8 protein-coding genes, 1 other RNA gene and 3 pseudogenes are annotated in these 12,296 nt (G+C 71.4%); 10 read left to right on the top strand and 2 right to left on the bottom strand.

Annotated features, from left to right (window positions below):
* Nucleotides 1–8: 8 nt before the first annotated feature.
* Nucleotides 9–1,418, top strand: a complete 1,410-nt coding sequence (locus tag HEP85_RS12565; RefSeq protein WP_168527871.1) for a bifunctional RNase H/acid phosphatase — start codon at nucleotides 9–11, stop codon at nucleotides 1,416–1,418.
* Nucleotides 1,419–1,552: 134 nt separating this feature from the next.
* On the opposite strand, the gene eda is transcribed toward HEP85_RS12565, so the two are convergent.
* Nucleotides 1,553–2,233, bottom strand: coding sequence for a bifunctional 4-hydroxy-2-oxoglutarate aldolase/2-dehydro-3-deoxy-phosphogluconate aldolase (gene eda, locus HEP85_RS12560; RefSeq protein WP_168527870.1), 681 nt, complete (start codon nucleotides 2,231–2,233; stop codon nucleotides 1,553–1,555).
* 96 nt (nucleotides 2,234–2,329) lie between these two features.
* Complete coding sequence (gene yaaA / locus HEP85_RS12555; RefSeq protein ID WP_329287532.1) at nucleotides 2,330–3,130, bottom strand: peroxide stress protein YaaA; 801 nt, start codon at nucleotides 3,128–3,130, stop codon at nucleotides 2,330–2,332.
* A 95-nt stretch (nucleotides 3,131–3,225) separates the two neighbouring features.
* On the opposite strand from yaaA, the pseudogene HEP85_RS12550 reads away from it, so the two are divergent.
* From HEP85_RS12550 to HEP85_RS12510, 9 genes and pseudogenes are all read left to right on the top strand, one after another.
* Nucleotides 3,226–4,658, top strand: a pseudogene (locus tag HEP85_RS12550) (RNB domain-containing ribonuclease).
* 385 nt (nucleotides 4,659–5,043) lie between these two features.
* On the top strand, nucleotides 5,044–5,862 hold the full coding sequence (locus tag HEP85_RS12545; protein ID WP_168527869.1) for an AraC family transcriptional regulator: 819 nt from the start codon (nucleotides 5,044–5,046) through the stop codon (nucleotides 5,860–5,862).
* Between the two features lie 99 nt (nucleotides 5,863–5,961).
* Nucleotides 5,962–6,750 (top strand): annotated as a pseudogene (locus tag HEP85_RS12540) (DMT family transporter); the annotation flags it as partial.
* Nucleotides 6,751–6,868: 118 nt separating this feature from the next.
* Nucleotides 6,869–7,272: RNase P RNA component class A (gene rnpB / locus HEP85_RS12535), an RNA gene on the top strand.
* Nucleotides 7,273–7,832: 560 nt separating this feature from the next.
* A complete protein-coding gene (locus tag HEP85_RS12530) occupies nucleotides 7,833–8,207 on the top strand; it encodes a hypothetical protein (protein ID WP_168527868.1) in 375 nt (124 codons plus the stop codon).
* Between the two features lie 356 nt (nucleotides 8,208–8,563).
* A complete protein-coding gene (locus tag HEP85_RS12525) occupies nucleotides 8,564–9,274 on the top strand; it encodes a DUF5819 family protein (RefSeq protein ID WP_168527867.1) in 711 nt (236 codons plus the stop codon).
* Nucleotides 9,271–10,320: a hypothetical protein gene (locus HEP85_RS12520; RefSeq protein ID WP_168527866.1), complete on the top strand. Its 1,050-nt coding sequence runs from the start codon at nucleotides 9,271–9,273 to the stop codon at nucleotides 10,318–10,320. The genes HEP85_RS12525 and HEP85_RS12520 overlap by 4 nt, the downstream gene beginning before the upstream one ends.
* Entirely contained in the window at nucleotides 10,313–11,530 is a 1,218-nt protein-coding gene (locus HEP85_RS12515; RefSeq protein ID WP_348772398.1) for a M23 family metallopeptidase, read from the top strand. Before HEP85_RS12520 ends, HEP85_RS12515 begins: the two co-directional genes overlap by 8 nt.
* Nucleotides 11,503–12,210: pseudogene (locus HEP85_RS12510) on the top strand (protease pro-enzyme activation domain-containing protein); the annotation flags it as partial. The gene HEP85_RS12515 and the pseudogene HEP85_RS12510, both read left to right, overlap by 28 nt.
* Between the last annotated feature and the right edge of the window lie 86 nt (nucleotides 12,211–12,296).

Here is a 12,296-nt window from a genome sequence, read left to right as displayed (position 1 = left end):
CCATGGGCGTGCGGGAGTTCATCGTCGAGGCCGACGGCGGTTCCCGGGGCAACCCGGGCCCCGCGGGGTACGGGTCCGTGGTCATCGACGCGGTCACGGGGGAGACGCTGAGGGAGGCCGCCGAGTACATCGGCTTCGCCACCAACAACGTCGCCGAGTACCGGGGCCTGGTGGCCGGGCTGAAGGCGGCCCGCGAGCTGGACCCGACCGCCACGGTCCGGGTCCGGATGGACTCCAAACTCGTCGTCGAGCAGATGTCCGGCCGCTGGAAGATCAAGCACCCGGACATGAAGCCGCTGGCCGCCGAGGCGGCCCGGATCCTGCCGCCCGAGCAGGTCGGCTACGAGTGGATCCCGCGCGAACAGAACAAGCACGCCGACCGCCTGGCCAACGAGGCCATGGACGCGGGGAAGCGGGGCGAGCAGTGGTCGCCGTCGCGGTCGACGGCGGAGCTGGACGCGAGGTCCGCGACGCCTGAGCCGTCGGGGCCGCCCGGCGACGCGGCAGCGGGCGCGGCGAAGGCCCGAGCGGCCTTGAAAGCACCGGTCTCGCACGCGCCCCGCAAGGGGCGCGGGGAACTGCGCGACCAGCCCCCACGGTCCGGCAGCACGACGGCTCCCGTCGCACCCCCGTCACCGGGCGGCGGCGAAGCCGCGAAGTCCGAGAACGACGAACGGGCCGCACAGAACGTACGGGCCGCACAGAACGTACGGGCCGCGCAGCACGACGTACGGGCCGCGCGGAACGTGGCCACCCCCGCCCCGACCGTCGGATGGGGCGCGGCCCCCGACATGGGCGCACCCGCCACCTTCGTCCTGCTGCGGCACGGCGAGACCCCGCTGACCCCGCAGAAGCGGTTCTCCGGCAGCGGTGGCACCGACCCCTCACTGTCGGACGTCGGCCGGGAGCAGGCCGAGCGGGCCGCCGCGGCGCTGGCCGCGCGCGGCACGATCCAGGCGATCGTGGCCTCCCCGCTCACCCGGACCCGCCAGACCGCGGAAGCCGTCGCCGCGCGTCTCGGGCTCGACGTGGCCATCGAGGACGGCCTGCGCGAGACGGACTTCGGCGCCTGGGAGGGCCTGACCTTCGCCGAGGTCCGGGAGCGCCACCCCGACGATCTGAACGCCTGGCTCGCCTCGCCGAAGGCCGAACCCACCGGCGGCGGCGAGAGCTTCGAGGCGACCGCCCGCCGCGTCGCCGCCACCCGCGACAGACTGGTCGCCTCCTACGCGGGCCGCACGGTCCTGCTCGTCACCCACGTCACCCCGATCAAGACGTTCGTGCGGCTCGCGATCGGCGCCCCGTCGGAGTCGCTGTTCCGCATGGAGCTGTCCGCGGCCTCGCTGTCCGCGGTGGCGTACTACGCGGACGGCAACGCCAGCCTGCGCCTCTTCAACGACACCTCCCACCTCCGCTGAGCGGACCGCCGGTCCCGGCCCGGCCGGGGTCCCGTCCCTCAACTCGCCCTCGGCGCAGCACGTTCACCGGCGGGGCGGGCGGCGCGGCCTTCGGCAAGGCCGTCATCCGGGTGAGCTGATCCCCGTGCCGCGCCTCAACGGGCGTACTGGGCGTACTGCGTCGCCGCGTCCCTGGCCAGCGACTCGATCCGGCCCCAGTCCTTCGCCGCGATCGCGTCACCGGGAAGCATCCAGGTGCCGCCCACGCACCCGACGTTGGGCAGCGCGAGGTACTCCGCGGCGCAGTCCGGCGCGATGCCGCCGGTCGGGCAGAACCGCGCCTGCGGCAGCGGTCCGGCCAGTGACCTGAGATACGCCGTCCCGCCCGCCGCCTGCGCGGGGAAGAACTTCATCTCCCGCACCCCCCTCTCCAGCAGCGCCACGACCTCCGAGGCCGTGGACACCCCCGGCAGGAACGGCACCCCGGAGGCCTTCATGGCGTCGAGCAGCCCGTCCGTCCAGCCCGGACTGACGAGGAAGCGCGCTCCGGCGGCCACCGTGTCCGCCACCTGGGCGGGCGTGATGACGGTGCCGGCGCCGACCACCGCGTCCGGCACCTCGGCGGCGATCGCCCGGATGGCGTCGAGCGCCGCCGGGGTCCGCAGCGTCACCTCGATGGCGGGCAGTCCGCCCGCGACCAGCGCCCGCGCCAGCGGCACCGCGTCGGCGGCGTCCGTGACCACGACGACGGGCATGACGGGCGCGAGGTCCAGCACGGAGCCGGACGCGGGACCGGGTGCGGGGGCAGGCGAAGGCGAGGGCAGCGACGAGGTCATGCCGTCATCCTGCCCGGGGTGTGCAGCATGCGCAAAGGTCGTTGCGTATGCTGCAACACGTAGGGGAACCGTCCCGTGCGACGCCCCGGACGGCCGCTAGTGGATCTCGGTCACCACCACGTCGAGCGCCCACGGCCGGCCCGCGCCGGCCGGCGCCTTCGCCTCCACCACGTACCCGAGATCCCGCAGCGCCTCCAGCAGCTGGGCCGGGTCCTTGGGCGCCGCACCCGCGCTCAGCAGACTCCGTACGATCCGGCCCTTCGTCGCCTTGTTGAAGTGGCTGACCACCGACCGCTTCTCGACACCGTCCACCCACTGCGAGTGCAGCACCCGCACCGTCGCCGTCCGCCCGGCGACCTCGCCCTTCGGCTTCCACGCGGCCGTGTACGCCGAGGACCGCAGATCGAGCACCAGTCCGTCCCCGGCCGCCTCCGGCAGCGCGGTGGCCATCGGAGCCCGCCAGTGCGCGCCCAGCGCCCCGAGACCGGGCAGCCTCACGCCCATCGAGCAGCGGTACGACGGGATCCGGTCCGTCACCCGGACCGCGCCCCACAGCCCCGAGAACACCAGCAGCGAACGGCTCGCGCGCCGCTTGGCGGCCGTGTCCAGCGAGGCGAGGTCCAGCGAGTCGTACAGGACCCCCGTGTAGATCTCCCCGGCCGGCCGCGCGCCGGTGGTGCGCAGCTCCGTGTTCTTGGCGATCTCCCCGCGCAGCCCCTCGCTCAGCCCGAGCACCTCGCGGGCCTTCTCCTCGTCCCCGGCGCACAGCTCGGCCAGCTCGTCGAGGACCGCCCGACGCGCCTCGGTGAGGCCGGGCAGGGACAGTGACTCCAGCTTCAGAGCGGTTCCACGGCCCGAAGGGGCCTTCCCCTCGGAGGGCGGCAGCAGCACGAGCACGGTGGTGTTCTCCTCACAGCGGGTGTGGCCCGCGCGCCAGCCTAAGGGGTGCGGCCCGGGGTGCCCGACGCGCGAGGGCGACCTACGCTCGACCCATGCCCTGCCGCCACATGCGCGCCGTCTGCGCACCGGAGGCTCCCCTGGGTGCCGCCCTGCGTGCCCTGCGCACCGAGCTCGGCGTACCCGGGAGCTTCCCGCCCGACGCCCTGGAGGAGGCGGCCCGGCCACCCCGGCTGCCCTCCCACGACGCGACGGACATCCCCTTCTTCACCATCGACCCGCCGGCGTCCACCGACCTGGACCAGGCGATGCACCTCGCGCGGCGCGAGAGGGGCGGCTACCGCGTGCGGTACGCGATCGCCGACGTCGCCGCCTTCGTGACACCCGGCGGCCCGCTGGACGCCGAGGCACACCGCCGCGTGAACACGCTCTACTTCCCCGACGAGAACGTCCCCTCCACCCGCCCCGGCTCTCCGAGGGCGCCGCCAGCCTCCTCCCCGACCAGACCTGCCCGGCCGTGCTGTGGACGCTGGACCTGGACGCGGAGGGCCGCACCGAGTCGACCGACGTACGCCGCGCCCTCGTGCGCAGCCGCGCCAAGCTCGACTACGCGCACGTCCAGCAACGGATCGACGCGGGGACGGCCGAGGAACCCCTCGCCCTCCTCAAGGACATCGGCACGCTGCGCGAGCGCCTGGAAGTGGAACGCGGCGGCATCTCGCTCAGCGTCCCCGAACAGGAAATCGTCGAGCAGGACGGAACCTACGCACTCGTCTACCGCGCCCCCCTCCCCACCGAGGGCTGGAACGCCCAGATCTCCCTGCTCACCGGGATGGCCGCGGCCGACCTGATGCTCGCCCACGGCACAGGCGTCCTGCGCACCCTCCCGGCCGCCCCCGACGGCGCGGTCGGCCGGCTGCGCCGTACCGCCAAGGCCCTGCGCATCGACTGGCCGCACCACGTCTCGTACGCCCAGCTCATCCGCTCCCTGGACCCGCACCGGCCGCACCACGCGGCCTTCCTCCAGGAGTGCACGACACTGCTGCGCGGCGCGGGCTACACGGTCTTCCGCGACGGCCTGCTCCCCGAGGTCACCTCCCACGCGGCCGTCGCCGCGCCCTACGCCCACTGCACGGCCCCCCTGCGCCGCCTCGGCGACCGCTACGCCGCCGAGATCTGCCTCGCCGCCGCCGAGGACCGAGAGCCTCCCGAGTGGGTCCTCGCCGCTCTCGACTCCCTTCCCAAGGAGATGGCCGAGGGCAGCCGGCGCGCGGGCACCGTCGAGCGCGAGTGCGTCGACATCGTCGAGGCCGCACTGCTCAAGGACCGGATCGGCAACCTCTTCGAGGCCTGCGTGGTCGACGTACAGGACCATGACCCCACCGTCGGAACGGTGCAGTTGGAGTCCCCGGCCGTCGTCGCCCGCATCACGGGCGGCCGGTCGAGACTCCCCCTCGGCGAACACCTGCGCGTACGCCTCACGGAGGCCGACCCGGGCACGACGAAGGTACGGTTCACGCCGGCGTGAGCGACGGATCGGTTCGAGGGGGCCCGAGTTGCGGTTCGGTCCGCGCCGATGCGAGCCGCGCTGCGCCTGCTCCGGACGTCGCCCTTTCGGTCTGTCCGGGCATCAGCGCATTGGTTCGGGCCCGCATACCCAGCCCGTCCGGCGCTTGAGGACGAGCCCTTCGGGCGAAGCGGGGGTGCAGGGGGCGGCAGCCCCTGACGGGGTGCAGGGGCGGAGCCCCGTAGGGGTACGGGGGCGCAGCCCCCGGGCGGGTCCGGGGCGCAGCCCCGGGGATGGGACGGGTAGGGGCGGCGGGGGCGAAGAACGGCGGCCCCGAGCCGGAGGCCAGGGCATGGAACAGCCCCCACGGGTGTTCCCCTCCTTGACGAAACCGGGGGAAAGAAACATGCGCACTGGACGTGAAGAGACCCGCTGGACCCGAGCCACCCTCGGCCGGGACGGCCACCCCCTCGACCTCCTCACCGCCCGCTTCGAGGACCACCGCTACGCCCCGCACGCCCACGAGGAGTACACGGTCGGCGTCTGTGTGGGCGGCGCCGAGTTCATCGACTACCGGGGCACCCGTATCCACACCGGTCCGGGTTCGATCGTCGTCCTCGCCCCCGGCGAGGCCCACACCGGCGGCCCCGCGGTCCCCGACGGCTACGCCTACCGCGCCCTCTACCCGCACCCCGCCCTCCTCGCCGAAGGCACCCGCACCGCCCCGCACTTCCGCGACCCCCTCATCGACGACCCGGAACTGGCCGCCGCCCTGCGCGCCGCGCACACCGACCTGAGTGCCTGCCCCGACCCGCTGGAGGCCGAGTCCCGCATCCCCTGGCTGCTCACGGCGCTGGCCTGCCGCCACTCGTCGGCCCGCCCCGCCCGCGACACGATCCCCGGCGCGGGCACCCTCGCCCGCACGGTCCGCGACCGCCTCGCCGACGAACTCCTCACCCCGCCCTCCCTCGCGGACCTCGCCGCCGACCTGGGCCTGTCCCGCTACCAACTGCTGCGCGCCTTCCGTACGACGATGGGCATGCCCCCGTACGCCTGGCTGGCGCAGCACCGGGTGAACCGGGCCCGCGGCCTGCTGGAGCGCGGTCTGCGCCCGGCCGAGGTCGCCTCCCTCGTGGGCTTCGCGGACCAGGCGCATCTGACGCGCTGGTTCCGCAGGGTGCTGGGGGTGACCCCGGCGGCGTACCGCGCGAGCGTGTGGTCGTAGGGGGACGCCGCTCGCGCCGACGCAGCGCAACGACGTTCAAGCCGACGCAGTGCAACGACGTTCAAGACGACGGCCCCTCGCCGGGCCCACACTGCCCGCATGACTGCACGCGGCTGGTTCCTGTTCTCCCTGATGGGAGTGGTCTGGGGCATCCCCTACCTGATGATCAAAGTGGCGGTGGACGGGGTGTCCCCGTCCGTGGTGGTGTTCACGCGCTGTGCGGTGGGCGCCGCGCTGCTGCTGCCCTTCGCCCTCCGCCAAGGGGGTTTCACCGGCCTCACCCGGAGCGTACGGAGCCACTGGCGCCCCATGCTGGCCTTCGCGTGCATCGAGATCATCGTCCCCTGGTGGACGCTGACGGACGCCGAGCGCCATCTCTCCAGTTCCACGGCGGGCCTGCTGATCGCGGGCGTGCCGATCGTCGGTGTGGCCGCCGCCCGCCTCTTCGGCGACACGGAACGCCTGGGCGCCCGCCGCATGTCGGGCCTGACCCTCGGCCTGTCCGGCGTGGCCGTCCTCACGATCCCGCACCTGACCGGCGGCGACGCACGCTCGCTCGCCGAGGTGCTGTTGACGGTCGTCGGCTACGCGACGGCCCCGGTCATAGCCGCCCGTCACCTCAAGGACGTCCCCTCACTCCACCTCACGGCCCCCTGCCTGGCCCTCGCGGCGCTGGTCTACGCCCCCGCGGCGGCGGCCACCTGGCCCTCGTCGCCCCCCTCGGCCCAGGTCCTGACCGCTCTCGCGGGACTCGGCGTCATCTGCACCGCGGTCGCCTTCGTGGCCTTCCTCGAACTCATCAAGGAGGCGGGCCCCACGCGGGCGACGGTGATCACGTACGTCAACCCGGCGATCGCCGTCGCCGCCGGAGCCCTCTTCCTGGACGAACGCCTGACCTCCGGCACCCTCGCCGCCTTCGCCCTCATCCTGGGGGGCTCGGTCCTGGCGACGGCGACGGCCGGACCGAAGCGGGCCGCCCGCCCGGTATCATGGTCCACACGGCAGACGAGCCGGGCGGACGGCCGCGTGGAGGTCCTTGCGGACCTTCCCGAGGAACGTCCGGGCTCCACAGGGCAGGGTGGTGGCTAACGGCCACCCGGGGTGACCCGCGGGACAGTGCCACAGAAAACAGACCGCCCGGCGCTTCGGCGCCGGGTAAGGGTGAAACGGTGGTGTAAGAGACCACCAGCGCCTGAGGTGACTCAGGCGGCTAGGTAAACCCCACCCGGAGCAAGGTCAAAAGGAGCGCCGTAAAACGTGCTCTGCGCGGACGTTCGAGGGCTGCTCGCCCGAGTCCGCGGGTAGACCGCACGAGGCCGGTGGCAACACCGGCCCTAGATGGATGGCCGCCTCCCCGGCCGCCGCGAGGCGACCGGGCGACAGAACCCGGCGTACAGCCCGACTCGTCTGCCGCCACCTGCGGCTTTGCTGGGAAAAGGGCCTCCGACCCGCGTCGGAGGCCCTTTTCCGTCTTTCGGGGGCTTGCCGCGGCACGTACTCGTGGCGCTTCGGGCGCGTCCGAAGCGCCCATCGCACGGCAAAGATTTCGTAGGGAAGGTAATAACCGGCTCCTCTCACGGGTGGCGGATCTCCGCGTGACTAGCTGGCATTTCTCGGGAGTTACTGACGACCGGCGGCGTGAAGACGGTAAAGAAACCCTTTTGATTTGAGCTTCGTCTGAGGGTGGAGGGGTGAACTCCGGTTCATGGCCACGGATTTCGTTGAGCGTCGCGTGGGGCCATGGATAGTATGAACGCGCTCCCGGTTGATCAAGGCTTTCGCGAGGCCGGTGATTAATCCCGGAGCGGAGTGTGCACTCGTCTGTGAATCGATTCTGTGCAGGTACAGAATGTTCGGGCCCAGGACTCTGGTTCGGTGGGTCCGACGTGGGAAATCCGTGAACTGCCATCGGGGGCGCGGCTTCACGCTGCTTGCCTCCGACCGCATTTCGTACTCGAAGGGAATCCATCATGAACGGCAAACGTGCCGTTGCCGGTGCGGTGATCGCGGCCCTCGCCGCGGGCGGCACCGCGGGTGTCACCGCCTCCAGCGCGTCAGCTGCCTCGCTGCCGCACCACAAGGCCGCGGCCCAGCACTCGGTCGCCACCGCTCGGGTCATAGGCAAGGGCGTACAGCCGCAGTTCCTGCACGCGATCGCCCAAAGCGTCGCCGCGGCGACGGTCGTCAAGACTGCCGAGTACACCGTGAAGGTCACGACCAAGCTGAAGTCGAGTGAGTCCTCGTCGTCCAGTGAGTCCTCGTCGTCCTCCAGCGGCGGTCCCGCCCTCAGCGGCAAGGCGCTGCACGGCGTGATCCCGGGCGACACCGCCTACGACGCCAAGTGACCCACGGCGTCGGGAGTTCCATGACGTCGCGTGGTGTGCGGCGTCGAGAGATCCAATGGCGTCGGACGGCCACCGGCGTAGCGTGACGTGTGGCGCCGGCTGACCTCCGGCGCAGGGGGAAGTGCCACGGAAATCGCATGACCAGCGGTAGGACGTGGCGTGCGGCATCGAGTGACCATCGGTGCCGAGTGACGTGAGCCACCGCCTGACCAGCGGTGCGAAGCGACTTGCGGTGTCGTGTGACCACCGATGCCGATCGACCCCCCAGTGCCGGGGCGGGGCGCCCTGCCCCGGCACGCGGTCTCACGCGAATCCACCACCTTTCTTGACTTCGATCAACTTGGATGTGGACAGCGATGAGAGTTTTCGCGCGCTCGCGCGCATCTGAGGGCGTGCCCCGGACGGCGGGCGGGACGCTACCCCTGAACGTACGGATCAGTGCGCTGATCGCGCTCGCGGCCGTGGCCGTCTACTGCTTGTGCTGCCTGGTGTACAACGCCCCCGCCTCCCCGGCGAAAGACCGCATCAAGAAATCCGCCACGGCCTTCATGGAACCGTACTTCTGGCAGGACTGGCAGCTCTTCGGCCCCACCCCCGGCAGCAACAACGACCTCATATATCTGCAGGTCCGGATGAAACCCTCCGCATCCGACGAGGCCGTTGAGTCGAGCCCTGTCGAAATCGAACAGGCCATTGACGGATCGCCGCACGATTCCCCGCTGAACCCGACGAAACTTCCCGGCGTACTCCTCGCCTTCGATGCGGCGGCCAATCGGTACGCGGGTGTCGCGACCAAATTCAAGAAACTTGCGCCAGACAGACGTGATGCCGCCCGTAAACTCCTCGACAAGCAATTTGAGCCAGATTTCGAGGAGATGCGGCGCTTCTTCTCTGTGCAGGCGAAGGCACTGTACCCGGACGCGCAGATCATCGCCGTACGGGCGACCTTCAAGAATCGCCGCATCATCCCTTTCTCGGAGCGGTACGAAGTACCCGAGCCGAAAGAGCATGAGCAGGGAATTCTGGCGACATCGTGGATGGACTACGTTCCGGGGGTTGCCGAATGACCGGCACAACTGCCCTGCTGGGCAAGGGATGGCGGGCCGGCACGGAGCGGCTGGACGCCATGGTGCTCCGTTTCGCCACCAGGAAGCACCGGTTGATCGGGACGTCGCTGCTGCGCGTCGTCATCGGCTTCGCCACCATCCTGTACTGCCTGTCCGACTACTCGAAGCGGCGCTTCCTGTGGGGGCCCGAGTCCTACAACTCGATTTCCACAGCGAAATCCGCGCTGCCGCGCTGGGGTTTCTCACTCTTTCTTTGGGGGCATTCCACGGTCTGGTTCGAGATCGTCTTTCACGCCGTGATCCTGGTGTCCGCCGCATTCATGATCTTCGGCGGGCGCGTTCTCGCCCTGGCGCAGGCCGTGCTGATGTGGTCGCTGCACAACAGGAACCAGGACGTGCTCGAAGGCGGCGACAACCTCGCCCAGATCCTCATCCTCTTCATGGTCTTCACCGTCTCCAACGCCTACTTCGCCCCCGGCGCGAAGCGACGGAGAGCCGAGATGCGGGAGTTGGAGCGGCCGACGACCTCCACCGTGCTGCACAATCTGGCCGCCTTCCTGATCGTCTTCCAGACGGCCGTGCTGTACTTCGCCGCCGGCTACTGGAAGATCACCGGCAAGGTGTGGCAGGACGGCGTGGCCATGTACTACATCAGCCACATCACGGGCTTCCAGATGTCGGCGACGTACACGCACCTGATGAACAACGCTTTCCTCGGCACCGCCATCAGCTACTTCACGATCTACGTCGAACTGGCGTTGCCCTTCGCGATCCTGTCTGCCCGCTCCTGGATCCGAAAGGCCAACACCCTGGCCCTGGAGGGAATGCACCTGGGCATCATGACGTGCATGGGGCTCGTGTGCTTCGGGCTGTTGATGATCGGCGCGGACTGCGCATGTCTGCGCGACGACGACTACCGGGCGATCGAGCGGCACTTCAGGTCCGTCAAGGACCGCATCATGAAGCGGAGCCGGCCCCTGCTGCCGGAGCGCGGCATGACACCCGTGGCGATGGCGGCGGGGAGGGACGGTGCGGTCGATGCGTGAGGAGACGGGGAATCCGACAGGCCCCGGCCGATCGGGGCGGCCGGCGGCGGACATCCTGTACAGGTTCCTCACCGTCGAGGGCGTCCACCGGGAGTCTCTCGCGCCGCGCGTGGTCGCGGCCGTGGGGCGTGAGCGGCTCGACGAGATCATGGACGGTACCCGCGAACGGGTCGGCGAGATCACCGGCGTACGGGACAGCCCCGACGGGCTGGTGATCGAGGGCACCAAGGGGCGCGCCCTCGCCTTCGCCACCACCGGCGACGGTCATGTGCTCGACGGGCTCCTGATCGCCCCGGGTGCGTACCGCGCACCGCGCGTGCGCATCTCCCACGGAGCGCGCGCCGCCCTGGCGTGGGCCGTGTGGGCGCTGCTCCTGGCCGCGCGTATCGACGCGTGCTGGCAGGCCCCCTCCCGCATCGCCTGGTGCGGCCGTCTGCTCATCGTGGCGGCCGGGTACCTCCTCCTGGAGGGCTGGCGCACTCCGGCCCGGCTGCCGTGGTGGATACGCCGGCCCGTGGAGGCCGGGGCGCTGGTGGGTCTCGCCTCCGCCTGCCGGCTGCCGGGGCTGCCCCTGGCGGGTGGCGGTGAGGGTGAACTGGTCGTGGGCGTCGTCCTGATCGCCGTCTTCGGGGGTTTCCTGCTCCGGGCGCGGCGTCATCGCTGGGGGACGGCCGTGTCGCGTCCCCTCACCTTCCCTCTGCAGGGCGGGAATTGGTACGTGGCACAAGGCGGGGGGCCCGGCCTGAACCATCACGCGCCCTTCCCCGAGCAGCGCGGCGCTCTGGACGTGATCCAGGTCGGCCCCGGCGGTGCGCGGGCACGCGACGGAGGCACGCGCGCGGGGAACGAGAGCTATCTCGTGTACGGGCAGATCCTGCACGCACCGTGCGACGGCACGGTGATCTCCGCCGCGGGTCACGTCGACGACCAGGAACCCGGCATCATCCGCTACCAACCCCCGTACGGCAACCATGTGTTCATCGACACGGGTGCCGAGGTCGTCAAGCTCGCCCACCTGCGCCGCGGCACCGTGACGGTGGCGGCGGGCGACCCCGTGCGCGCCGGGCAGGTGCTCGGCGAGGTCGGCAACTCCGGCAACACCACGGAGCCCCACCTGCACATCCACGCCGAACGCGACGGCCTCGGACTCGACTTGGAGTTCACGGGGATCACGGGGCCACTGTGCCGGGGCCGGACCGTCCGCACGTGAGCCCCGGCCTCCCTCATCAGGCCGGTCGGCCCGGCGCGTACGACGAGCCGCGGGGCCGCGCCACCTCGCCCTGCCCTGCCCTGCACTGCCCCGCGCGCCGTCCCGCGCCCCACACTCGAAGGGCCCCTTCCTTGTCTTTCCTCGCCCGCATACGTCCTGGGCGTCGCATACGCCCTTACGTCGCCGCGGTGGCCTGTTCCGCGCTCCTCGGCACGGCTCCCCTCGCCGCCCACGCGACCGGCGACCGCCACCCCCTTGTCGGATCCCGGCCGACGTACGCCACCAAGTCCGCTGACGCGGGCCCCGTCCCCGACGACCGGCACGTCAGCGCCCGCCTCTACCTCAACTCCCGTGACCCGCGGGGCCTCACAGAACTCCTGCGCGACATCAGCGATCCACGGAGCCCGCACTACAGGCACTACCTCACTCCGGACGCATACCAGCGGGGCTTCGGCCCGACGGCCGGACAACTCGCCGACCTCAACGTCTGGTTGGACCACTCCGGGCTCACCGTCACCGGACGAACCACCCACTACGTCAAGATCACCGGCACTGCTCGCGCGGTCCAACAGGCCTTCGGCGCACGCCTGCACCGTTACCGCACCGGCCACGGCACGAGCGACGCCCCCTCCGGCGACCTCAGTGTGCCCGCCTCTCTCGCCGCCACCGTGCTCGGTGTGTCCGGCCTCTCCGCCCCCGGCGCGGCCCGCCCCTGTCGACCCCGACCCGCGTACCCGCCCCCGACGGCGGCGCGATCTGCTCCGGC

The sequence above is a fragment of the Streptomyces sp. RPA4-2 genome (assembly GCF_012273515.2).
Classification (GTDB): Bacteria; Actinomycetota; Actinomycetes; order Streptomycetales; family Streptomycetaceae; genus Streptomyces; species Streptomyces kaempferi.
The sequence above is the reverse complement of the archived record's forward strand: the minus strand, read 5'-3'. Positions and strand labels throughout refer to the sequence as shown.